General features: G+C 44.2%; 16 protein-coding genes. 5 read left to right on the top strand and 11 right to left on the bottom strand.

What is annotated here, in order from left to right; genetic code table 11:
• The first annotated feature begins 3 nt into the window (after positions 1–3).
• Positions 4–1,839, top strand: a complete 1,836-nt coding sequence (locus NDI35_RS04960; protein ID WP_445311741.1) for a DUF6798 domain-containing protein — start codon at positions 4–6, stop codon at positions 1,837–1,839.
• 133 nt (positions 1,840–1,972) lie between these two features.
• Here NDI35_RS04960 and NDI35_RS04955 read toward each other — a convergent pair whose 3' ends face one another.
• The 4 genes from NDI35_RS04955 to rfbC all read right to left on the bottom strand — a co-directional run bounded on the left by NDI35_RS04955 (position 1,973) and on the right by rfbC (position 6,391).
• Positions 1,973–2,947 (bottom strand): glycosyltransferase family 2 protein, encoded by a 975-nt coding sequence (locus tag NDI35_RS04955; RefSeq protein ID WP_445311740.1) that lies wholly within the window; start codon positions 2,945–2,947, stop codon positions 1,973–1,975.
• A gap of 93 nt (positions 2,948–3,040) precedes the next feature.
• The gene (locus NDI35_RS04950; RefSeq protein ID WP_445311739.1) at positions 3,041–4,861 is read right to left on the bottom strand and encodes a hypothetical protein; all 1,821 of its coding nucleotides are present in this window, start codon (positions 4,859–4,861) and stop codon (positions 3,041–3,043) included.
• A gap of 109 nt (positions 4,862–4,970) precedes the next feature.
• A complete protein-coding gene (gene rfbD / locus NDI35_RS04945) occupies positions 4,971–5,843 on the bottom strand; it encodes a dTDP-4-dehydrorhamnose reductase (RefSeq protein WP_445311738.1) in 873 nt (290 codons plus the stop codon).
• A gap of 2 nt (positions 5,844–5,845) precedes the next feature.
• Positions 5,846–6,391: a dTDP-4-dehydrorhamnose 3,5-epimerase gene (gene rfbC / locus NDI35_RS04940; protein WP_445311737.1), complete on the bottom strand. Its 546-nt coding sequence runs from the start codon at positions 6,389–6,391 to the stop codon at positions 5,846–5,848.
• 49 nt (positions 6,392–6,440) lie between these two features.
• On the opposite strand from rfbC, the gene NDI35_RS04935 reads away from it, so the two are divergent.
• A complete protein-coding gene (locus tag NDI35_RS04935; RefSeq protein WP_445311736.1) occupies positions 6,441–7,115 on the top strand; it encodes a class I SAM-dependent methyltransferase in 675 nt (224 codons plus the stop codon).
• A 130-nt stretch (positions 7,116–7,245) separates the two neighbouring features.
• Positions 7,246–7,845, top strand: a complete 600-nt coding sequence (locus NDI35_RS04930) for a Uma2 family endonuclease (RefSeq protein WP_445311735.1) — start codon at positions 7,246–7,248, stop codon at positions 7,843–7,845.
• A 241-nt stretch (positions 7,846–8,086) separates the two neighbouring features.
• Here the strand turns inward: NDI35_RS04930 and NDI35_RS04925 are convergent, their stop codons facing one another.
• The 7 genes from NDI35_RS04925 to NDI35_RS04895 form a co-directional block, all read right to left on the bottom strand.
• The gene (locus NDI35_RS04925; protein ID WP_445311734.1) at positions 8,087–9,151 is read right to left on the bottom strand and encodes an NAD-dependent epimerase/dehydratase family protein; all 1,065 of its coding nucleotides are present in this window, start codon (positions 9,149–9,151) and stop codon (positions 8,087–8,089) included.
• On the bottom strand, positions 9,144–9,905 hold the full coding sequence (locus NDI35_RS04920) for a glycosyltransferase family 2 protein (RefSeq protein WP_333081288.1): 762 nt from the start codon (positions 9,903–9,905) through the stop codon (positions 9,144–9,146). The genes NDI35_RS04925 and NDI35_RS04920 overlap by 8 nt, the downstream gene beginning before the upstream one ends.
• A 3-nt stretch (positions 9,906–9,908) precedes the next feature.
• Positions 9,909–11,612: a hypothetical protein gene (locus NDI35_RS04915; protein WP_445311733.1), complete on the bottom strand. Its 1,704-nt coding sequence runs from the start codon at positions 11,610–11,612 to the stop codon at positions 9,909–9,911.
• 225 nt (positions 11,613–11,837) lie between these two features.
• The gene (locus NDI35_RS04910) at positions 11,838–13,844 is read right to left on the bottom strand and encodes an HlyD family secretion protein (RefSeq protein WP_445311732.1); all 2,007 of its coding nucleotides are present in this window, start codon (positions 13,842–13,844) and stop codon (positions 11,838–11,840) included.
• A 52-nt stretch (positions 13,845–13,896) separates the two neighbouring features.
• The gene (locus tag NDI35_RS04905) at positions 13,897–16,905 is read right to left on the bottom strand and encodes a peptidase domain-containing ABC transporter (RefSeq protein WP_445311731.1); all 3,009 of its coding nucleotides are present in this window, start codon (positions 16,903–16,905) and stop codon (positions 13,897–13,899) included.
• A 131-nt stretch (positions 16,906–17,036) separates the two neighbouring features.
• Entirely contained in the window at positions 17,037–17,786 is a 750-nt protein-coding gene (locus tag NDI35_RS04900; RefSeq protein ID WP_333077408.1) for a peptidylprolyl isomerase, read from the bottom strand.
• 295 nt (positions 17,787–18,081) lie between these two features.
• Positions 18,082–22,059 carry a glycosyltransferase gene (locus NDI35_RS04895; RefSeq protein WP_445311730.1) on the bottom strand — a complete coding sequence of 1,326 codons (3,978 nt, stop codon included), beginning with the start codon at positions 22,057–22,059 and terminating at the stop codon, positions 18,082–18,084.
• A 357-nt stretch (positions 22,060–22,416) separates the two neighbouring features.
• Here NDI35_RS04895 and NDI35_RS04890 point away from each other — a divergent pair, with 357 nt between their 5' ends.
• Positions 22,417–24,090, top strand: a complete 1,674-nt coding sequence (locus tag NDI35_RS04890; protein WP_445311729.1) for a methyltransferase domain-containing protein — start codon at positions 22,417–22,419, stop codon at positions 24,088–24,090.
• Positions 24,091–24,165: 75 nt separating this feature from the next.
• Entirely contained in the window at positions 24,166–25,035 is an 870-nt protein-coding gene (locus NDI35_RS04885; RefSeq protein WP_445311728.1) for a calcium-binding protein, read from the top strand.
• Positions 25,036–25,075: the final 40 nt, after the last annotated feature.

The following is a 25,075-nucleotide window of genomic DNA, read 5'->3' as shown; positions in this document are numbered from 1 at the left end:
TCAATGCAAAAACACCCAAAATCTCACTGGTATTTTAATCTATCTCTCTATACTTTTGTCATCATTGGCTCCCTGATTGCCACTGGTTATATTTTCCCCATTGGAGGCAATTTCCCGGAAGTGCCACCCATTCAACTTATGCTAAATCCTGAACTGTATAAAAATGATTATTACGTTCAGGAAATGGTTAAGTTTAATCCGAGATATTACTATTATTATATTATCTATTTGCTCGCCAACTTAGGAACAAGCATTCCCCTAGCGCACTTTATTTATCAATTCCTAGCCTTCGGTTCATTTATCGTAGCTTGCTACGCAATTCTCAATATCTATACTAATTCCAAACTGCCTGCAGCAGCGATGGCTTTTTTATGTATAGCGGCTTCATTTACAGATGTTGGTAACACCCTTATATTTTCCACAAAATCAGTACCCAGTACCTTCGCAATGGGTTTCGCCATCTGGGGAATTTACTTTAGTTTGCGCCAGAAATGGCTGAGCGGATATTTATTTTTTGGACTGGCTTGTCTGCTGCAATTTTTAGTTGGTTTGTTGCCGGGATTGATGATGGTTCCCGTTTTATTTATTGAATCTGTAAGACAGCGGAAGTTTAAAACATTGATTTTGGCGATCGCACTTTTAGCAGCAATGGCAAGTATCGTTTACGTACCGATGTTATTAACAGGTACTACCAGCACTTACACTATCGACAACGCCGAGTTTGTCTACATTCATGCGAAAGTCCGCAACCCCCACCACATCCTCCCGTCAAATTGGGATGTCGGGAATTGGTTCAACTTTATATGTTTTATAGTTGGTGGCTTGCTGTGCCTCAAAAATTCCGATTTACTGCCAAAAGAAGACAAGGTTAATTTTTATATCATTGTTGGTACATCCATTTTTGGATTGTTTCTAAATTACATATTTGTAGAAATTTACCCGGTGGCTTTTATCGCAAAACTACAGTTAGCTAGAACCGTACCTTTTGCTCAACTAATTATATTTATTGCTGTTGCTTTGATGGTCGATAGACTTTACAGAGACAAACAAATAGCTATTAGCTTGTTGCTGTTAGTTGTACTAACTTTGCCTTTTAGGGGCATCATTTTCTTAGGATTATCAGTTTGGCAAACAAAAAATTACGTATTTCCCAAACGATATAATATATTGTTGTGGATTTTAGCAGTAGGAACGGTAATTTACAGCTTGATATATCCGGTGACTGATTCATGGGAAATAATGGGCGATCGAATAATTAGCATCCCAGTCCTTTTCTCAATCCTCGCCTTCCCATTCATTTTAGAAGAAACATCCCTTGCTAAATCTATAAAACAGACTCTAACTCACACATTAGCCTTAATAACTACCGCCACCTTAGTTTTGGGAGTAGCAGGAATTCTGCCCAAACCTATATTAAATGTATTTCAAACAAGAGTTAATATCAATGCCCTTTCCAGCGACGACTTAAGCAGATTAGCTGTGCGATTTTCGCAAATTAGCAGCCGCGATTCGCTCGTATTAATTCCACCTTCAGTTACCAGATTCCAGTTTTTCTCCGAAAGAGCGATTGTCGTCAACTTCAAGAACTTCCCCTTTACCGAAAAAGGCATCAAAGAATGGCAAAATCGCATGGAAGCTGTTTTAGGGATTCCCTTAAACCCGCAAATGATTTGGGGAGGAAATGACTTATTCATCCGACGCAGCAGTGCGGATTTAGTCAAAGTAGCCAGAAACTATCATGCCGATTATATCCTGACTCGCAGCGATTGGCATCCAAATATTGACGGAGAAATAGTAGAGCAAGAAGGCAAATGGATACTGTTTAAAATTAGATCATAGGTAATTCGTAAAACTTGTTAAATCCAAATATGACTTTTATCTTAGTCTCCAAAGGCAGACTTTGCTTGTGTAGAAGCAATTTCAAGATCCGATTTATCTGCGTTAATCAGCGTTAATCCGCCTTAATCAGCGGTTAAATATCAAAACCCGAATCATCAATAATTTCGCTAATTTGCTTGTCCACATAATCAGCATCCACATTCCGCGCCATCAACTCAGCTAAAATCCCCAAAGAAATCAACTGCACCGACAGAATTGTACACAAAATCCCAAAAAATAACAAAGGTCGATTCCCGATCGGCCCAAAATTCATCCCCGCCAAATTCAGAAACCAAATAACTATCAAATAACTCAGCGAAACAGTTCCAACCAAGCCAAAACACAATCCCAAACCCCCAAACAAATGACCCGGTTTGTGTAAATACTGCGTCGTGGCTAACACCGTCAACAAATCAATAAATCCCCGCGCATAGCGTTCCCAGCCGTAATTCGATTTTCCGTGCTTTCGCGGATGATGTTCTACAACTACTTCCCCAATTTTAAACCCTAAATTGTTTGCTAAAGCTGGAATGTAGCGGTGCAATTCCCCGTACAATTTAATCGACTGCAAAACTTCCCTACGGTAAGCTTTAAAACCGCAATTCATATCGTGCATTTGCACCCCTGTCAGCAAACACGCAACGGCATTAAACAGCTTGGAAGGTAAAGTTTTAGAAAGCGGGTCGTTCCGCTGTTTTCGCCAACCGGAAACTAAATCAAATCCCGATTCTAAATGATGTAAAAATTTGGGAATTTCAGCGGGATCATCCTGAAGGTCAGCATCGAGAGTAAAGATAATTATCCCTGCTGCATTGCGAAATCCTGCTGAAAGTGCGGCGGATTTGCCAAAGTTGCGGCGCATTTTAATCGCTTTAATGAGTTGGGGATGTTGGCTGGCTAAGTCTGTGATTTCTTGCCAGGAATAATCGCGGCTACCGTCATCTATGAAAATGACTTCGTAACTGTCAATTCCGGTTTGGGACATGACAATTTGGATTTTTTCAAACAGTAATTTGAGGGTAGCTTCTTCGTTGTGAACTGGGATTACGAAGCTGAGTTGTTTTGGCATAGAGATATTTTATTTCATTTGTGTTGTCAATGAGATTTTTTTTATTAACCGCAGAGGGCGCAGAGGGCGCAGAGGAGGAGAAGGAGAGGTTTTTTAGTTTTTATTGATAACTTGGGAGTTTCGCAAGGCTACCCAACCTTTGCGGTTTTTAAAGGAGGCATAGGCTGTCAACAATTTATCTGTTGGTGATGTTTGAATGTATCCTCTCCAAGCTGCGAATTCGTAGGAAGGGCCAAACAATTTAACTAAATCTGGGCGGGGAAATCCTGACATGGCGAAACCTCGAACGACATTTTCGTGGTTGAGAATGGCAATACATTTTACATTGTTTTCGGGGTCTCCTACCCAGCCAATTACTCTCGCTGCTGTTGGTGCAAGTTTGGTGGCTGTATCAAAATATCCGGGTACTCCGTCTTTGGGTGCTGACAGTAAATTTTCGTCGATTTTTGTGTCTAATGCTGCACAAAAATTGTGTTTTTTTATGTCTCGGTTAAATGGCACTAAGTTGTTAGTTTTTAAGGCGTCAATTAACCCGACAAAAGCGGCGGGTTTGTTGCCTACGCGGTCTTTAATTAGCGTTACGTCGGTGATGCCTAATTGCAGTGATAATGCTACTAACGGTTGATAGGTTGCTCTGTGGGCGATCGTCATTGCAGTTTCGCCTCCCACCCCGTACATTAAAATAATGGCGACTGTGGCGACTGCAAACAGCGGTGTCCGCCAACGCCCTTGAATTCTTGGTGTTGGCTGCAACTCGCGCACCCACAATACTGTCAGCACAATTGTGCTCATCCAAAACAAAGCTGGGAGTGTGGCGTAGCGGGAAGCGGTGGCTTGTTCGACGCCAAATCCCGATCGACTAACAGCGGCCATTAACGCCGTTTGCAGCGTGTAAAGTTGGATTGATAGCCAAGGCAGCCAATCCGGTCTAGCGACCTTTTTTACAAATAGCCAATAACTCACAAAACCCGTCGTTGCAATCAAACCAATTATACCAATAATTGAAGCAACAATAATATTTTCACTAAAAATTCCGCCGAGATAAGTGGGAATATATTCAAGAGTTTTGAGCGGGTTAATTTTAGTTAAAGAAGGGTGATGAGATGGAGTTTTATAAGTTAAAAAATAAATGCCAATCACGGCAATCGAAGCAATGAAATACAAATAAGTTATTCGCCGAGGAAACCGCAGCACAACAGCAGCAGCACACAATATCGGCCACAAAGCTAAAGGAGTGCTGTAACTAATACAGCCTAAAACGCCAAAAACAATGCTGCCAATTACCCACTTATTTTGTAAATGCGGGGGCGGGCACGGGGGCACCGCCCCTACAAACTCGTTACCAGGATCTGCCTGGGAATGAATATCAGCAGGCTCTGCCTCCCTTTGATTCAACAAAACTGTCACATAGGATTGCAAACAAAATATCGAACAAATCACAAATAAATTAGCAATTATCCAGTGAACGCCGCTGAATCCCCGCATCCAATTGTGAGCCGCCGCCGGAGTAAAATTAAAAATAGAAATGCAAAGGAGTAGCGAGATAAATTGCAGGGGAAAACGCCTCAATTTTAACGGCAGCAGAGCAATTAATACGTGGCACTGAATCCAAGCCAAGAACCAGGCAACTAAACACAAACCAATATTTGAACCTTGGGTAATAACTATATTCAAGCCATAAATAATTGCCGGAATCAAGACAAAATGCTCGTTCGCCCGAAATATCCAATTAAAAGGATTTGTAGACAAACCGTCTACCGAATAAAAATTCCATGTCATCCACCAATAATCAAAATTAGACAAGTCTCCCGCTTGGGATATCAAGTACAAAATATATGACGCTGGTATTAGAATGCCGAGAACGGATGCGGCAATTAAAATATATTGTTGCTTAACTTTCATGGATTCAGACATGGGGAGATTTTTATTAATTGGTAGGGGCGAGTTTAGGTGAGAAACTTTGCATATAACAGGTAACTCATGAACAAAACTCGCCCTCGCGTTTTGAGTCTTCCTCAATTTTTTATTTCACTTCTCTTGCCAGCATTTGTCTGAGTCCTTGCCGCCAGTGGGGAGGATACGTGCCTAGAAGTGCTGATATTTTTACCGTAGAGAGGACAGAAAAAGCCGGACGTTTTGCGGGTGTCGGGTATTCGGAGGTGGTGATGGGAATTACGCGCTGAACTTTTAGGGGAAGACCGAGTTGTGCTGCTTCCTCAAAAATGGCGATGGCAAAATCGTACCAACTACAAACACCGCTGTTAGTGTAGTGGTAAGTCCCAAAACTTTCTTGCCCAAGGAGAGGAATAATTTGCGAAGTCGCCGCACTTAAATCGCCCGTCCAAGTAGGACTTCCGATCTGATCTGCTACTACTCGAATTTCTTCCCTTTCCTTTCCCAACCTCAGCATGGTTTTGACAAAATTACCTTTGCCACCGTTGCCGTAAACCCACGCGGTTCTAATAATAATATGGCGGTTTCCGGCTTTCCGAATTGCTTCCTCTCCTGCTAATTTCGACTTCCCGTAACTTCCCAGCGGGTTTGTAGAATCTGTTTCCAGATAAGCAGAACCGTGACTACCGTCAAATACATAATCAGTGGAAAAGTGCATCAAACTTGCTCCCAGTTTTTCGCATTCTTCTGCGAGAATTCCGGGTGCAATACCGTTGACGGCGTTTGCTAATTCCGGTTCGCTTTCTGCTTTGTCTACCGCAGTGTAAGCACCCGCATTGACGACTAAATCCGGTTGAATTTCAGCCATTGCCTGACGGATGCTTTCCGGTTGGGATAAGTCGAGGCGAGTGCGATCGACCGCAATAACCTCTCCCGAAGATAATAAAATCGGCTGCAATTCTTGAGCTAGCTGTCCGCTGCCACCTGCGAGTAAAATTTTCATAATCAAAACACTTGAGCTGTTTTCAACGTTTGTCCAGCTTGGTCTTTAGCTGATAAGATTGGTTGGGCACCATCTAGCGGCCAGTCGATCGCCAAATCGGGGTCATTCCACAGGATACACCGCTCGTGTGCTGGTGCATAATAATCTGTAGTTTTATACAAAACTTCAGCCGTCTCCGAAACCACTAAAAAACCGTGAGCAAATCCCGCCGGCACCCAAAATTGACGTTTATTTTCTGCACTCACCAAACAGCCAACCCACTGCCCAAAAGTCGGCGAACTTTTTCTAATATCCACCGCTACATCAAATATTTCGCCAGCAACTACCCGCAGCAATTTGCCTTGAGGCTGCTGCAGTTGGTAGTGCAAACCGCGCAACACATTTTTAGAGGATTTGGAATGATTGTCTTGAACAAATTCGGCTATCACGCCTGTTTTTTCGACAAAAGCTTTGTGATTGAAACTCTCAAAAAAGAAACCGCGATCGTCTCCGAAAATTTTCGGCTCAATGATCAGAACTTCCGGTATTTCGGTAGATATAACATTCATAGTTAGCTGTGAAAGTGATAAACTCATACTCAGTCTCTGCTATTTTACTATGAAAGCCGACACATATCTCAAAAAATTGTACGCCAATCGATTTGATTCCCGACAACTGCAAGCCAAGGTGGCACTATGGAAAGTTTTAATTGACGAATTTTTACAAAATTATGTTCCTCCCGAATCAGCAGTTTTAGATATAGGCGGGGGTTACTGCGAGTTTATAAATCAAATTCGGGCTAAAAAAAAATATTTAATTGATCTCAATCCCGATTCCAAGTTATTTGCCAATCCTGATGTTAAAGTGCTGAACATTGATGTGTTAACTTTTGACGATCAACCAGCTTTTAGCGGACAACTTGACCGGATATTTATCTCTAACTTTTTTGAACATCTCCGCAATAAAGAAGAACTAATCCAAATTCTTTCCTTTTGCTTTGAGGCGCTTAAGCCAGGGGGTTCTCTCTTAGTTGTCCAACCAAATTTTAAATATTCTTTCAAAGAGTATTACGATTTTATCGATCATCAATTACCAATTACCCACTTATCGCTGCAAGAACTGTTACAAACAGTCGGGTTTGAAATCGACTTAATTATACCGAGATTTTTACCGTTTTCGACTAAAGGCAGACCTGCCTCGCCTTTGCTGTTAAAAGTTTACTTGAACTTGCCTTTGTTGTGGCGGTTTTTGGGAGGGCAAATGTTTGTCAAAGCATCGACACCAAACAATTAATGATCGGGAAAAGCGATCGCCGCCCCTAGACTATTTCAATTGTTATAATAAAATTTGCAAGTATTCCTGTAGTTTGGGCTGGGCAAAATCAGGATAAATTTGCTAAAACAGCATCAATTTTAGGAAAAAAATGATGACACAAACATCCCGCGCCATTGCTGTGAATATTCCGCCGACACTAACACTCACCGTTACCCGCGAGCAATTCGTTGAATTGGCGATCGCCAACCGAGAATTACAATTAGAAAGAACAGCACAAGGAGAGTTAATCGTGAATCCACCAACCGGAGGCGAAACAGGATACAGAAATCTCGATATAGAAGGACAACTTTGGTTGTGGAACCGTCAAACTAAACTAGGTAAAGCGTTTAACTCTTCTACTGGTTTTCACTTACCCAATGGAGCCGATCGCTCTCCCGATGCTGCTTGGGTGCTTCAAGAAAGATGGGACGGGCTCACCCCAAAACAAAAAGAAAGTTTTATTCCCTTGTGTCCTGATTTTGTGGTAGAACTCCGTTCTAAAACTGACAACATGGAACCGTTGCGAGCCAAGATGAAAGAGTGTATGAACAATGGCGCTCGTTTGGGTTGGTTGATAGATCGGAAAAACAAAAAAGTGGAGATTTACAGGTCAAGTCAAGATGTAGAAGCCTTGGAAAATCCTATTAGTTTGTCCGGTGAAGATGTGTTACCTGGGTTTGTCTTAGATTTGACAGAAGTTTGGGGATGAATGCTGAATCGCGTTCAATATCTGCGAGCGGTAATTCCTCATGTTTTAATCGGGCAATAATTGAGATATAATTGGCTCTCGTCTGATTTAAAAAATAGGGTTATGTATAAATTTATGTAGGGAAATGGCACTGCCGTGTCCTAATACCGGACACTCCAAAAGCCGTTTCCCTACCGCAGAATAAATGGTTTTATTACCAAATTGCACAACACATCCCCCTGCATCTGCGGTTAAAAAATCCCTACAAAATCGAACTCAAAACAACCTCATTAGCAGCAATCCAATCATAAATATCCTGCAAAGCCGCTTCCGGCCCAATAACAGGCCGCCATCCTGTTTTCTCCATCACCCTAGAAGAATCAGTAATAAAAATCGGAATATCCCCCGCGCGTTCCTCCAAAACAGGATTAATTGAAATCGATTTACCCACAATTTTGCGGCACAAATCAGTTGTCTCAACCAAAGAAAGACTGTTGCTCAAACCACCGCCCACATTAAAAACTTCGCCGTCAAATTCAGCAAAATGTTCTAACTGATAATTAATTAACCTCAACAAATCTTCAACGTGCAGTAAATCCCTAACTTGCTTCCCGCTGCCACCAAAACCGATGTAATTCAGCGACTTTTGAAAATAGTGAGCCGCCACCCACAAACCGCAAACTCCCTGATCGACTTTACCCATTTGCCAAGCACCAGTAATTAACCCGCAGCGGTTAATAATTGCCGGCACATTGTATGCTTCCCTATATTCCTCAATCAGCAATTCCGAAGCTAATTTAGTTGCTCCGTAAAGCGAACGGTGTCCTTTTAATGGGAAGTCTTCTGATATGCCTAACTCCGATATACCGGGTAAAGTTTGCTCAGGGGCGATCGCAAATCTATTCGGCAACTCTAACAGCTTAACAGATTTGACACTGGCGATCGGATAAACCCGACTGGTAGACAAAAACAGCAAACTCGCACCCGTTTGTCTCGCCAACTCCAAAACATTCACAGTTCCCAGTAAATTCGTCTGCAAAACGTACTGTGGCGAACTAAAACCAGCCAGCACAGAAGGTTCTGCAGCACAATCTATAATGCAGTCAGCATTGAGTGCAACTGGATCTAAATCCGCCGCTGTGCGAATATCCCCGTAAACAAACTGAATCCCGCAACTTTTAAGCCGAGGCAGATTCAATTCCGAACCCCGGCGACGCAGGTTATCTAAACAAATTATTTGCCATTCCGGGTGCAGTTTCTTCAGGCCAATTGCCAAACAACTGCCGATGAAACCCGCACCACCAACAATTAAAATTCTCTCAGGCATTCACTTTCAACTTTGCTATCTTTCTAGTGCGGTGGTAGTCGCCGCGTGAGAGATGTTTTTCCAGCCAGACATACAAGACAATAAACAAATATCGACTGCCCATCTCTTTGATTTTCAGCTTAGAAATACCAGCAGTCCGATTGTACCACCTCAGAGGAATTACCGTATAGGAAAAACCCCGAACAATTGCTTTTAAAGGCAGTTCCACTGTCAAATTAAAATGATGGCTCAAAATCGGTTGTACGCCTTCAATTACTTCTCTGCGGTAAATTTTAAAAGCATTGGTGACATCGCTGTAGCGCAAGCCGAAAATACTTTTGACAAACCAGTTTGCTAAACGGTTAATTGCTAACTTGTGAATTGGATAATCAACTATAAAGCCACCTTTAATAAAGCGGGAACCGAAAACGCAATCATATCCTTCTTGCAACTTGCGGTATCCTGCTACCAAATCTATGGGATCGTCGGAAGCATCCGCCATCACAATTGCTGCAGCATCTCCGTCAAATTCTGCCAATCCCCGGCGCACAGCAAATCCGAAACCGTTGGGAGGTTGATTGTTGATGTATCTAACTGTGGGAAAAGTCTCTGACAACTCCTGGCAAATATCAATAGTTCGATCGACACTGTTGTCATTGACAATCAAAATTTCGTGCGGAATGCCTTCTAAATCAAGCGTCTGGGCGATCGCCCGCACAGTACCGTACAAACAGCCCTCCTCATTGTGGGCTGGTATTATCACAGAAATTTTCACTCCTCATCCTCCACGCAACTGGACAAACTGGTTGTCAACAGGATTATACACCCAAGCTTTAATTTCCGTTTGGGCGATCGGCAAATTATTATCCGACAAATCAACAGCCCACCTGGCATTATTGTATAACTCAGATTTTAAACTTTTAGCTATATCGGGACTGTCCAAATTTACATAAGCGTTAGCAAAAAAAGATTTTTTGTCGCCCAGAGATAGCAATACAATATTCGGCTGTTGCAATTTTTCTGGCAAAACCGCCCAACCAGCAGCCTTGACAGCATCATTTTGCTTAACAGTCAAGGATTTATTGCTGGTTTGAGGTTTGTGTAAATAGCCGTACACTTTCTCGGTATTAGAAATAAACTCTATATTTTTCGCGAACTTTATCCAACCTATTTTGTCGATAATTGCAGCGCCTTCTCTTACCAGCCAAGTTTTTTTGCTCAGCACCCTCAAACAGCTTTCCGGCGAATTTTTGAAATAATCCGAGGGTTCCAGATAGTTAATTAACTGCAAACAATCTTGAGCGCCTTGTTTGTAAAGAAGTGCTGAGCGAGATTGGGCGATCGCCTGTTGAGAGTTAACAAAAATTATCCCAATTAACAGCCCTGCTAACACCCGATAAACAAACTTATAGGTGCGATTTATGGTAGCAATCTTACCTCGGACAAACAATTGACCGAGCTGAACCAAAGCAATTAACAGCAATATCGAATTAGTCGTATATCTCGACGATTCAATCGCCTGAATCGCCCCAAATTCTGCCCTACCAGCCGTAATAAACAGAGCCGATAAAACCGAAAACAAACCTATTGACAGCCAAGGTAAAGCCTCACGATGCTCGGTAATCTTTCTCCCAAAGTGGAATCCCCAAAATAAGAAAGTGGCAAATATTAGCAATCCAACCAATGCGGAAATTCCAGGCGATCGCACAATTGGGGAACCCAACAGACTCAAAAAGTAATCAATTACCAGCAGGGGCTTATTCAACAATGAAATAATACTTGTTTTCCGACTGGGATGATAATCAATTGAGTAAACAGCACAAGTTGTCGCAAACAGCAGTATCCAGACAATAAGTCTTTTTCTTTTCTGCGCCGCATTTCCTTCTAAAGCCGCCACAGCCGGAATCGCAGCCAACCAAGACAGCAAGCCTTGAGCGAGCGAAAAACTCGCCACAAAGCAGAATACAGCAGCAAGAGAGATTCTAATATTAGGCAATAATTTGTGATTTGAAACCAGCGCATAAACCGCAGCTACAAAACAAAGGTTTACGAAAAACCACGCTAATTGAAATCCCCAAAGCCAGTTTTCGTGCTGAACTAGAGAGCAAAGCAAAATACAAGTTAAAATATTAGCTAAATGCCACAAATCATCCGCGACAGTCTTAACTTGCATCGAGGATAACTTGTACATAGCGATAAAAGTTATCGCAGCCAAACCTATGCTGAGACACAACTGATAATTAATATTCCATCGGGAAGCAAAAGCCAGCACCGCAATAATTATTTTAGGGAAAAGTATGCGGTGGTTGCTGTGCAAAGCCCAAAAATCGTTAAAAGTTACATTTCCCGCAGCTATTTTTTCAAAAAGGCTAGCTAACCTCCACTCGTCATCAACGGGAACGTTAACGCTAAAATTCGATACAAATCCGATTAATAAGAGGACAGGAATCAGATATAGAGTAAATAAGATTAATTTTTTCATCAATGTGCGATCGCACCGATTGCCATCACCATTTTATATCAACCCGGCTGAAATACCCTTTATTTTTTAGTCAGCGAAGGACGTTCGGCTAAGCTGAGTCTAGCAGCCAACGAAAGTTTAACTTTTGAGGGGTTTTAACCACCTAATTTTATCAAGGACGTTGTATTTACTTATAGCGGTAAGGTGCGCTAGGCGCACCCTACTTCTTTATAGCCGTTAACCGAATTACTTAATAGTCTTGAACGTATCCATTTTCCCAGTAAATCGGTTGATAAACATCTGCAAAACAGTCCGCTTGCCGATATTGATATTAGAACTCACGGACATTCCCGACTGCAAGTTAACCTCCACTTCATTTGCCTTGTCCTTGTTCAAAACAAACTTCTGATTTTTGAGCTTAATTTTGGTTTTGAAAGCGTAGTATTTCCGCAGTTCAGTAGGAGGCTCAGCATCGCTGCTAATCTCTATCACTTCACCCTCAGCAGTACCAAACTCCATCGCCGGGAAAGCTTCTACATTCACTTCCACAGGCACGCATTGGTATTTCGTCAAACCCAGTTTCTCTCTGTTAACTTCCTTCTCTGGACAAACGCAACTTTTACCTATTTCGCAGTCAATCTTTTCTCCATCTAATTGCTTGCCGTGATACGCCTCCAATTTTGCCCGCTTCTGTCTCAAAGCATCCAATACCAGAGCCACATTGCTGTTTTCCAGGTAAACAACTGCTTCCAAACCGTTGTCGTCATCCAAAACTTTAAGCAGCTTTTCAGTTTGCTGTGCTTCGTAATAAGCTTCTTCGCAGCGTGCTGGGCGCGGTTCGCCCGGTTTTACCACCGAATTAATAATGGATTGGCATATCGGATCTTTCGCCATATCCAACTTAGCTTTCTCCTTCGTAGAAGGCTTCAAATCAAAGATTACCCCCGATACCGGAGCCTTCATCACTTGAGTGTCGCGGTTTTGTTGAGCCTTTTCTAGCTGAGCGTTCACCTCGGACAACTTTTTCAGGTTTTCCACTTTTAAGCGGCTGAGCTGAGAATCACTGCTGGCAATTTGTTTCTCGTTTTCAGCAATTTTGGTATAAAGTTCTTTCGCCCAGGAATCCTTCGTGTTTTTCAACTGTTCTTCGGCGCGGCTGATGGACTCCTGAATGCGCGCTTGCTCTCCTTGGTGACGCTGTATTTCAGCAGTAATTTTTTGGATGTCACCTTGACGGGCGTTAATTTCGCCTCGGCGCGTATTGATCTCACCGAGGCGTGTGTTAATTTCGCCTTTGCGAGAGTTGATTTCACCTTCGCGCTGCTTGATTTGATCTTGCTGTTTGAGAACGTCGCTTTGGCCTCTGAAAACATCTTGCTCTTGACGTTCTTTTTGCAGTTCAGCGATGGCTCCTTCCTCTACCAGGGGGGCGAGTCTCCCTAGAATGTTTTGATTCGACTTCAATACTTGTTGGGATTTCGCTAACTGTTCTTGGGCCAAATCTCTCTGAGCCAGGGCTGATTTTACTTGCTCTTGCGAAGAAGCTAACTGCTGCTGAGCATAATTTAATTGGTTCTGGGCAAAACCCAATTGTTGCTGTGCCACTGTCATTTGATCGCCGGCGGCTTTCTCAGCATCCTGAGCTTGCTTCAGTTGTTTTTCCAACTCCTGAACTTGGCCTTGGGCTGCGGCTACGCGAGACAGAAATTCCGATCGATAATTAACATAAAGTCCTTGCTGGGCACCATCAAAATTTCCGCTGGCTCCCCTGTTGAGGTACAGTTCGTCAATCAAAGCTTGCAGCACTTGATTTTGTGCCGTGAGGCTCTGTCTGTCCTTGATTGTTGATTCTAGGTTAGAAGGAACAGCGCCTTGAATTTTGCCGTTGACAACATCTTCGTAAAATTTATTTTCCTTTTCCAGAGCTTCTTTAGTTTTCTGTATCGATGTTAAATCGGCACTGGGTGCAAGGGGGTTGAAAGTGAGCAGAGGCTGGTTTTTTTCCACACGATCGCCATTTTCAACGTGAAGTCTCACCACAGCGCCCGTAGCAGGTGCTTGGATGTCTCTAGCACCATCTTTGAGTTCCAATTGACCCACAGCGGGGACAGCTTGCTCTACGCTAGCAAAATAAGCCCAAACTACAGCAGAAGTGGTCATCAGCATGATCATCCACAAAAACAAGTGCGACCAAATCGCTGGTTTTTCGAGAATGACTGGTTGCTCAGAAAGTATTAACGATTTCATAGCCATTTGTTAGTTCTCTGTTGTTAAGCGTTAGTGATCAGTTGTGAGTTTTTAGAGATCAGGTATTCGATGACTCTTGTTGTTGGAAGAGGCAGTAGTAACGCCCTTTAAGAGCCATTAATTCTTTATGAGTTCCCCGCTCGACTACAGAACCTTGATCCATCATAATAATTACATCAGCGTTTTGGATGGTAGTCAGGCGGTGAGTAATGAAAAACACCGTGCGGCCGGCGAAAGCTTCTGCTAAGTTATTGCAAACTTGGCGTTCGGAATGGTAGTCGAGGGCGCTTGTAGCTTCGTCCAAAATCAACAGTTTCGGGTTTTGCAAAATCGTGCGGGCGATCGCCAAACGCTGTCTTTGACCCCCAGAAAGCGACGAACCCCGCTCTCCCACCACCGTATTGTAGCCAGCAGGCAAGCCCATAATAAAATCGTGAGCCACCGCTAATTTCGCAGCTCGCACAATCTCATCCGTACTCGCATCGGGATTACTCAGAGCAATATTTTCCTGCACAGTACAGTTAAACAGCAAAGTATCTTGCAACACCACCCCAAGTTGGCTGCGGAGCGAGTACAGTTCCACCTTAGAAATGTCGTATCCGTCAATAAAAATCCGGCCCGACAACGGCGGATAAAGACGCTGCAACAGCTTCATCGCCGTACTTTTACCGGAACCGCTTCCCCCCACAATTCCCACAAAACTGCCAGCGGGAAATTCCAAATTAACATTAGCCAATTGCAGTGCACCGCTCTCCAGGAATCGGAAGGAAACCTCCTCATAGGTAACCTGCCCTTGAATTGCCGGCAGCGGGATATTGCTCCGGTCTTCATCGCTGGTTTCCGTCGGCGTATCGACCACATCCTTAAGCATATCGATCGACATCGAGACTTCTTGGAAACTCTGCCAGACGCTCACAAAACGCAGCAGCGAACCAGTCACGTTCCCGGAAATAATTCGGAAAGCAATCAACTGACCCAAAGTAATCTCATTTCCCAGTACCAAATAAGCTCCCACCCACAACTGAGCTAAGTTACCCACCTGGTTTAAAAAGCCGCTAATCGTACCGGCCGTAGTCCCCGTGATAATTGTTTTAAAACTGGCTGTAATGTATTTTGCGTAGCGGCTAGACCACTCCCATCGGGATTTCAATTCAATATTTTGAGCCTTAACAGTTTGAATCCCGCTGACTACTTCTACTAGATAAGATTGAGAGTCAGCAAAACGCATATTTCTTTGTTTGATCAGGCGCAGCACCAGCGGATTGATTAGAACAATCATCAGCCCCAGTATCGGTACCACTGCCAAAGATACAAACGTTAGCTGCACGCTGTAGGAGAGCATCACGGCGACGTAAACCACCGAAAATACCGCATCGAGAACCACTGTCAGAGCTGTACTCGTCATGAATTCCCGAATCTGGCCCATCATGCTGAATTTGTAAACCAGATCTCCCACGCGCCGATTGTCAAAGTAATTTTGGGGCAGCCGGAGTAAGTGGTCGATGACTTCTGCACTCAATTTGACATCAATGCGGTTTGAGGTATCTATAAACAAAAAGGTACGCAAACCGTTGAGCAGTCCTTCAAACAGGGCAACACCTAACAGAAATGCTCCCAAAATATCCAAGGTGTCAATGCTGCGCTGACCTAAGACTTTATCAATAATTATTTGGCTGATTAATGGGTTGGCAAGACCAAATAACTGTACAAAAAACGAAGCGAGCAATACCTCAAAAAACACTGTCTTGTGTTCCATCAGCGCCGGCACAAACCACCAGAAGCTGAACTGCTCTTTTTGCTCAACTTGCGGAGCTTGCAGCAGCAGGACTTCTCCTGCTTCGCCCCAGATTTCTTTAAACTGAGGTATCCGCTTCCGCATCAGCCCCTGTTCGGGCGTGGCCATCACCAATTCTTGCTCGGTGATGCTGTAAATAATGGCAAAGCTATCTTGCCATTTAATCATTACGGGGGCTTTGATGCGGTTGATTGCTTCTGCGGGCACTTGCGCCAATTGGGGCGTGAGGCCGATGCTTTGGGCGATCGCCCCGCAGGCTTGCATACTGATAGAACCAGCGGTTTTTAACTGATTTTCTAGAACTTTGCGGATGATATCTCTGCGAAATTTAAGGCCGAAATACTTGCTCAACATTTGGAAGCAAGCAAGCGGGGCCTCAATCTGCCCTTTGGCACGGAAAACTGGGTATCTTGCCGCCTCCTTTGGTTGACCGCTTGCGGGTTCTGGGGGAAGGTCTGGGGCGACTTTAACCTCGATGACTTTTCCACCGGGCGGCTTCTGGTCAGAGCCTCCTGTCTCTGTCGTGCCATTTAATGAGTCTGTTTCGGGTTGGGGTTCGGGGGGTTCCCGGAAGCCGACCAAGCGGGCGCCGAGGCGGCCTTCTACTTTTAAGGATTTGGCTGCGTTTTCCACAGAGAAGCGGCTGCCGGTGGGAAAGTCGCCCAAGACGCCGCTGCTGACGAGCCAAATTCGATCGGCATCTAGCTCTTTGGCGATGTCTTGAGTTTTTTTGTTGCCGTTTGGTACGTTGACAACAGTCGCATCTTGCCAAGCTTGCAGGGTGAGTTCCTTGAGATTGGAAGTGCCGTCTGCTTGGCGCTGCAATTCCAGGCTCAACAGTTCAAATACTTCGCTCAAGGAACAGTGTTCGCGAAAGGCTTCTCCAAATGTCGGCTGTTTTTCCAGTACGTTCAGGAAATCTTCGGCAGGTAGGACGATCGCGATCACATCTGTAGAGGCGATCGCGGTTTCGCAGGGAACCCCCCTGACCAAGCCAGCCCACCCGAGAATTTCCTTCGACTGCACCAAGCGTAAACTTACGTGGCGCTGCGAGCGCTGGTCAAAGCCCAGCAGCCGGGCCTGGCCTTGATAGATAATTGCCACCTGAGTCGGCATTTTTTCCCGTTCAAACAGGGGTTGCCCCGTTCGGTAGCCGAGGAGTTGGCATTTAGCCACCAAGGCTGTCATAGCCGTCTCTGACAGTCGGTCAAAGGGAGGTGTTTGAGCTAGGAAATCCTGAATTTGGGAGAGGGAAACAGCGGAAGAAGTCATCCAATTTTAGATTTTAGATTTTAGATTTTAGATTGAATCCACAGATGAATCCGGAGGCTTTTTGTCAGGATGCTACGCTTTTTAAAGTCTCCACGGATAAATCCGGGGGCCCCAGACGAAATTGCTTTCGGTCATGATATTGAAGACACGGAAGAGAGGGGCTGTAGCGGGCCTATTTGGGAGATCTGTTCGGTGAGCCAGCTTTCAAAGAGTTCGTTAATCAAGTGCAGCCGCATCGATTCATCGAGCTGGGCCGGCATGAACTTTTCTAGTCGAATAATTACCATCCATTCTGCCAGAGGACGCGGCGTCCAGAGTTGATTTGGCTGGCTGACGGACAAAAGTTTGCTGATTGCCGGGTGGGGCTGGCTGAGGGGTACTGGGCCCAACAAGCCGCCTGACTTGGACTCCGGCCCTTCGGAATAGTCGCGGGCCACTTCAGCAAAGGTTTGTTCCCCTTCGAGGATACGAAAGTAAAGCTCGTTTGCCAGTGCAGGATTTTTGGTGCGTACCAGGGAATAGACTACGTGGTCTAGGCTGGCTTTGCGGGTTAAAAAATAATTATCTACTTTAGGTCTCCAAGTGGCTTGCTTAAATTTTTCGATCAGCAAGGGCCTGACGGCCATCTCTTGAAGTTCTTCTTCCGTCATGTTTTGGCCGCGCAGCCAAGCTTCTTTGGCTTCGGGGGCTGTCAGTTGGTGTTGTGCCAGAAAGTTCTCGACGGCGGATTTGCGTTCTTCGTCGCTGCAACTAAAGGATGCGATCGCTTGGTCTACTATTACACCCCGCAAGAATTGTGGCATCAACTGATACCGCTTCAGGAGCGATGGCATATCCTGAGCTTGCAGTAATTTATCGCCTATTTGAAAAAGTCCTGTCATTTTTTTATCTCCAACTGACTTGCGCTTCCCCTTTTAATTTAGCTGTGGCAGGAAAAGAGCGACAACCACTAACCCCTCGATTCCCCGATGATAGCAGACCGTCTGTGGGCTAGCGCTATTGCTGTCTATTTCTTGACGCTCTGCCTAGCGAGGGGTTCCCCGCGAGTCTCATAATGGTAGCGGGATGCGAGAGTGGGAGAGTGGGAAAATCTTTACTTCTGCCATCTTCCTTCTTCCCTCAACATCCATCCGTTAAATCCCGTACACTGCTTAGTTGCTGAACTTCCTTGTTCCTTCACTCTCGGAATAGTCTTTCAAAGAGTGTTCCGAGTTGGGTCGAGCAAGCGCGACTGTCGAGATATTTCGGGTTTGCCGCCATTTTTTGCTGAATTCGATCGCGGTAGTGCTGGCGCAGTTCTGGGTTGGTTCCCAGTGCTGTGCTGAGCTCTAAATAAGAGTTCTCGCTATTTGCTACCAGTTCCGGAATTAGCAGTTCTTCGAGCACGGCGGCTGATTGTCGCGATCGAGTTGTTTGCCCTTTTCTTACCACTACTGGCAACCCGGCCAACAGGGGTTCTGCTAAGGAGCAGGCACTGCTGTATGGATAGGAGTCTAAATATATATCAGCCAATTCCAGACATTTTATGCAATCTGCGCGAGATGGCAGCGCTTTAATCACAACTAAGCGCTTTTTGTCAACCCCAAATTCGGCAAAGAGCGATCGAATTTGGTTGTAAAAAGGCACTGTTGGATAGTTTTCTGAGCGGGAACTAAAGGGATACAAAACTAAAATAGAATTTGGTACCGCCGCAATAATTTTTGCCCAAGTTTCTCTCAATTCTGGGATAATTGTCCAAGCTTGAGCGCCGGACATGAACACTACAGATTCGTCTGTAGCTCCCCAACTGCTGCGAGTCGGTTCAACTCTGGCAGGTGCTGATCCTAAAGTATAGCTTAAACAAACTCCTGAGCCTTTTAAAGTAATTAATTTTTCGCGATACTCTGCTGCTGCACCTGGAGGCAAGGCCAAATCTCCGGCCATGAAATAATCGATATTTCGGGCGCCCGTGGTGGCGGGGGTTGATGCACCGCTAGCTATTTGCACTCGCGCTAGTCGGTGCAGGCACAGCAGCGCGCTTGGTTGAGAAGTGTCGCTAGTATTGGTGCAGATTAGCAGAATATCTAAATCGTGCGATCGCATTTCTCGAACTTGCTGGAGCAAATCTTCTGACAGTTGCACCAGTTTGTCGGCGCAACTGTCGCAATATTTCCCCAGTCGCTCGTCTTGTACCTGGAAATAGTACACGATAATTTCAAATTTGCTTCTGTCTAAATATTCAAAACTCGGAATTGCTGCACGAGTATCGGGTTCATCACTAATTTTATCAAGCAAAAAGCCAACTCTAATTTTACTTCTTTCATGTTCTCTCTGAGCAAAATTCCATTCTATTTGACAGCCGATATTTTTCAAATAAAATTCCAGAATCTCAGCTCGCTGACTCAATATATTGAGCAGATTGACCTCGCTCAAATACAAAGCTTGGAATCTAACATTTTTCGCAATAAAAGCCGCCAAATAACGCCAAACTTCTGAATCGGGAAAACTGGCGATATTAGCTGCGACGTACTTGATTAACTGCTGGAAATATTCAGAGTACCTTTCAACTTCCGACTTGGGTTGAAACTGATATCTTGCACCCTTCTCAATTACTTGTTTAGGAACAGGCAAGATGCCTGTTCCACCCGAAAATTCATCTTGTGTGTAACCAACAGGCAAGATGCCTGTTCCACCCGAAAATTCATCTCTTGTGGAACGGGCATCTTGCCCGTTCTTGACAATGGCCCCACATCTCAGTTTAAAATAATTCGGCGACTGAAATAGGAATTTCAGAAAATCGTCAAAAAACCACTGGGGAATCGCTGCATTGTTATAATCAAGTGGCAACTGATAAGCGTCGCGGTACAGCATCGCTGCGAGGAGATATTCAATCTTCTCGGCAATTTCCCCTCCTTCAGCAAGTTTCGAGGATAACTGCTGGACAAAACTTTGTTCTTCCTCAGTTAAAGTTTCATTTTTGAGACCGCTATCTAGTAGCAATTTATGAGCTTTCCCCATGTCTTTTGAGTAAGCACTTTCTAATTTTTTCGCTGGCAAATTCAGCCAATATTCAGCTAGCTGTTGGCGGTATGGGCGCAGCGCGAGAAGAGGCTGTTTTGAAGGGAATTTATTGTATTGATCAAGCAGTGCTGACAATTCCGATAAACTCGGCTGGGTTCTCAATGCCAGCTTGTGGCGGATTGTCTGTTTGATTTGTCGATCCAGGAAACTGTAATCAGGACTATTTAGTAGTTTTTTGTAAAATCTTACTACATCCTTATGATTTTCCCCAGCCGCGAAGTTTTTCCAAGTTTGTTGTTCGGGATGAATCCGCAGGGAGGACAGTTTTTCATCTACAAATCCAATGTGATAGTTACCCATGATTCGCCACCACATATCTAAGTCTACATACTGAGATAATCCCGAATCAAATAATCCTATTTCTTCAAAGACTCGCGCGGCAATTAAAACGGTACTCGGTTCGCCAATTTTATTGATGGGGTTGCTCAGGCAGTTAGTATCTGCCAGTAACTCTTTTCCGGGCTGAATAGATTTTAAATTCGACCAACTTTTATGCAAATCTTTAATCGATTGGGAAGCTAGGCGTAAAATCGGGTTAGATTCATTGTCAGCTATGGTGATGCCGCGCGGGGAGAAAACCATACCTATTTCTGGGTTTTGTTGGGCGACGGCGACCATTTTTTCAATACATTCTGATGCCAGCAAGTCGTCTTGAAACAGAAATTTAATGTATTGACCTTTTGCTTGGGATATGCAAAAGTTCCAGTTTTGTGATAAGCCGTAGTTGCGGTGCAGGATGATGCGGAAATCGACTGAGGTTTGCGATTGGAAGGATTGGGCGATCGCAACTGTTTCGTCTGTGGAACCGTCATCGGATATAATCAGTTCTATGTTAGAGTATGTTTGGACCAAAGCACTTTGAATTGCTTCGCCAACAAATGCCGCTCCGTTGTATGTAGGAATACAAATACTAACTAAAGGTCGTGCATTTTTTACTGTCGCCCCCTGAGAGGACTTTTTCCGTATTCCGCCCTCCCAGCTTTTGAAATTCTCTGTAATTTCGGCAATATATTCGAGACGGTTTTGAATTTTTCTCCCGACAGTTGGCGGATTCAGTAAAGTCTTAATTTCATCAGCAGCTATTCTTCCAACTTGCTGAGCTTCCCGGTAATTGTTGAAGACATGACGCATTAAATCCGCAGCGTGTTCGACATCCGGTTCTGCCCAAACATTGCCTTTTTTGTAAGGCCCACAATCTTTCTCAATTGGGATTAACTTATACTTGACTAAATAGCTGTTGCCTACATTCATAAATTCTGTATTTGATGAATAGCCGGTGGCAATTACGGGTTTTCCGTAAAACATGGCTTCAGCCATTGTTAAGCCAAATCCTTCGCAGCGGTGCAGGGATACATAACAGTCGCAATTGTAGAGCAAACCGTTAAGTTTATTTTTGGACAAATACCCGTCTAGATGTTTGATATTTGAATTATTTGCTATGGCTGAGTTTAAGGATGCTTGCTCCGCTGAAAATTTGTTGGAATTAGAAGATTTGATTACCAATAATACGCTGTTGTCTTCGCCAAAAGCTTGTTTAAATGCTTGAATTGTCGCCAAAGTATTCTTGCGCTCGATGCGGCTGGAAAAGTCGAAGACAAACAAGAAAATAAATTTATTTTTCGGTAAATTCAGTGCTTCTCTGTTCAGGGAAGGTGCGGGGAGAGCAATACTAGGCATGATTTTGATAACGGGAATTGGCGCTACTGCTGCAATTGCTTCGGCGCAATAGTTGCTGTAAGTCCATATTTCGTGAAAGTGATTAAATGCGGGCTGCCATTCCGGGGGAAAGGCGGGAAGTTCCCAGGCCCAAAAGCCGATGTTGTATTTTTTGTCAAAATAACTGGAACCTATATGTTTGATAAAGGTTGCAACTTCATCGGCGTTGACTTGAATTAAGTTTACGGGATAGGGATTATCTTCGCTAAAATTTTGATAGGTGGTGTCTTTCTTGCGGTGGGGACTGCGGGTAAAATTGTTGATGACGAAGGGAATGTTGGTGGCTTCTGCGGCTCTGATGTTTGCTCTGACACCTTCTCCTATGCCAAATTCGCCGTTGATGTAGCCGGCGATGTTCATTCCTAGATTAGGGTTCATAGTTTCTAATGTATTTAGCACAGTGTAGTGTGGATTTTTTGAGGAAAAGCACAATTAATTGATCGGCTCAATAGCGCTAAAAAAGGGTAGGGTAGAGAAGAAATTATAATTTTGCCGAATATTTGCTAACATATAGCAATCCTGGAGGATTGGTGAATAAGATTTAAAGGAAACGCTCTTAACGCAGACCAAGAGAATAGAAAAGAAAAAAAGTTCGCAACTGAGAATTTAGTGCTTGACAAAGATGGCGATCGCCATTGTATACTGGCATCGCAATGCTAACCTTCGGCTGGTTGTCTGTCGGCATGGGTTGCTCTGTTTTATTTTACGATAAACTAATCAGGAATTTTAGACAAAGTGATCGATCGCGCCAACCACGACTTCTTGAAGCTGCTACCGCCGGATGCTAAAGTCATTGTCGAAATTGGCTGCGGTACGGGTTCGACGGGCGAACAGTACAAACTGATCAATCCCCATTGTCAGTATATTGGCATTGAATGCGATCGAGAAAAAGCTAAAATTGCAGTCGATCGGCTAAACTGGGTGACAGTAGCCGATATTGAAGAAATTGCCCTCGAAAGTCTCGACATCGCCCCAGGAACCGTCGATTGTTTGGTTTTTGGCGACTTGCTACCCTATCTCAAAAACCCTTGGGAAGTGCTCAAGCAGTACAGTGGTTTGCTGAATCCAGAGGGGCAAATTCTCGCTAGAATCCCTAATGTTCAATACTGGCGGCGAATTGTCAATCTGTTGCGGGGACAGTGGGAGAATCCCGACAGTAAGATGCAGCACTGGTTTACCCTAGAAAGTATTAAATCACTATTTGCTCAAGCCGGATTGCAGGTTTATGAATTTCAAGGGAAGGGACACAAAACAGAAAATTTTGTCCACTTTCAGGAATTACTGCATCCCATGGTAAAGGCTTTAGAACTCACAGCGAGCAGTTTTGCTACGGAAACTGGTGCAGAACATTATATCGTGCGATCGACCAAATCGACCGTACCTGCGCGCAGACTGCTGATTCAGACTATCATTATGGCTCCTACAGGGTGCGATCGCGTGCGAGTTTTGGAACCGGACAAATTTAGCGCCACAATTCCCGGTGTCCGCACCGTATCCGGCGTGAAAACAGCAGGATTAATTCCCCCCCTGCCGGAAGAGGAAAAAGTTTTCATCTGGCAGCGGACAATCATGCAATATCCTGCCTACATTCCCCAACTCAAAGAACTGTTGCAACAAGGCTATTTAATAGTAGCTGAAATTGATGACAATCCCATCCGCCGCCGGGAATATGCAGATAATAATTACCTCAGCTATCGCGGCTGTCACTGCGTTCAAACTTCTACAGAACCCCTAGCAAAAATTTTGCGCCAATACAATCCCAATGTGGCTGTATTTCCCAATCAATTAGCTTATCTACCTCCGCCGCGAATTTATCCGGCAGAAAATACAGTCACAATCTTTTTTGGTGCACTCAACCGCGAAAAAGATTGGCAGCCGATTATGGCAGCACTCAATCAAGTTTTAGTCGCCCACAAGCACCGGATTAGAGTTAAAGTAATCCACGACAGAAAATTTTTTGAATCCTTGAAAATACAGCAAAAAGAATTTGAACCATTTTGCAGTTATGAACGGTATCAAGAAATTATGTACACTTGCGATATCGCTCTGTTACCGCTCGTTTCCAACCCGGTTAACGAAATGAAATCCGACTTAAAATTTATTGAATGTGCAGCGCGGGGAGTAGCGGTGCTGGCAAGTCCCACCGTGTACGAACATTCAATTGTCGAAGGTGAAACCGGATTGATTTATAGATATGAAAAAGAGTTTGAAACCAAACTGAATTCGCTGATTTCTGACACTTCTATGCGCCGAGGAATAGCCGCGAATGCTTACGAATGGGTGCGCGACAACCGCTTGCTCTGTGGGCACTACCGGGAGCGGCGAGATTGGTACTTACAGATGCGGGACGAGTTGCCACGTTTAAATGCTGAGTTGCGCGATCGCCTGCCGGAGTTATTTGGTGACTAAGTGCGGTAAGATTTATAGGGTTATTGTGCGATCGTTCTGTTTTATTGTTTAATTTCTAATTGTTACTCCACACCAATGCGAATTCTATTCACTATTGCTCACTTTTACAATCCCAGCGGCGACGGGAAACACGCTTCCCAGCGAAATGATCCGCAACCACGACTAAATGCTTTAACCGCTTGTGTGACATCGCTGCAAGCTTTGTACGGCAAATCTCAGTCCATGATTGACATTAGCGAATGTGCAACTATCCCAGCAAATCAATCTCAACAGCATGAAATTGACATTGTTGTTTGCACTACTCAAGGCTATCATCTCTTGCCTCAACTGCCAGTGCAGCCCAGATGTTTTATGCACCACGCTACCAAATGCGAACCGCTGCTGTTGGGGTTTGAGTGTCAAGCAGTTTTGCGGGCGTGTCTTAACAAATACGATTATTTCTGTTATTTGGAAGATGATTTAGTTCTGCATGATCCGTGGTTTTTTAGTAAATTAAAGTGGTTTACGCATCACGGAGGAAATGGGAATTTGCTGCAACCTAATCGCTATGAAATAGCGCCTAAAGGCGCGGTTTTTAAAGCATATGTTGATGGTGATTTAGCAGAATCAGCGACTTCTCCGTTTCAAAATGTAGAGGAGCAGCGGCAGTTAATGGGAAAAATCATGGAACAAACAGTCGCTTTTGAGCGGGCTTTGAATCCTCATTCCGGCTGCTATTTTTTGAATGCGGAACAAATGGCACATTGGGCTAAGCAGTCTCATTTTTTGGACAGAGATACTAGCTTTATCGGCCCGCTGGAAAGTGCCGCGACTTTAGGAATTATGCGGACTTTTAGAGTTTACAAGTCAACTCCTTCCTATGCTAATTTTTTGGAGATTCAACATTTTGGCACGAGTTTTCTGAACTTGATTGGTAATAAGGTGAGGGTGCCGGAAGCAGGATGACTTAAGATATTCAGGTAAGCTGCAATACTTGAGAGGTAGC

It is taken from the genome of Microcoleus vaginatus FACHB-2002, assembly GCF_040004035.1.
Classification (GTDB): domain Bacteria; phylum Cyanobacteriota; class Cyanobacteriia; order Cyanobacteriales; family Microcoleaceae; genus Microcoleus; species Microcoleus vaginatus_C.
The sequence above is the reverse complement of the archived record's forward strand: the minus strand, read 5'-3'. Positions and strand labels throughout refer to the sequence as shown.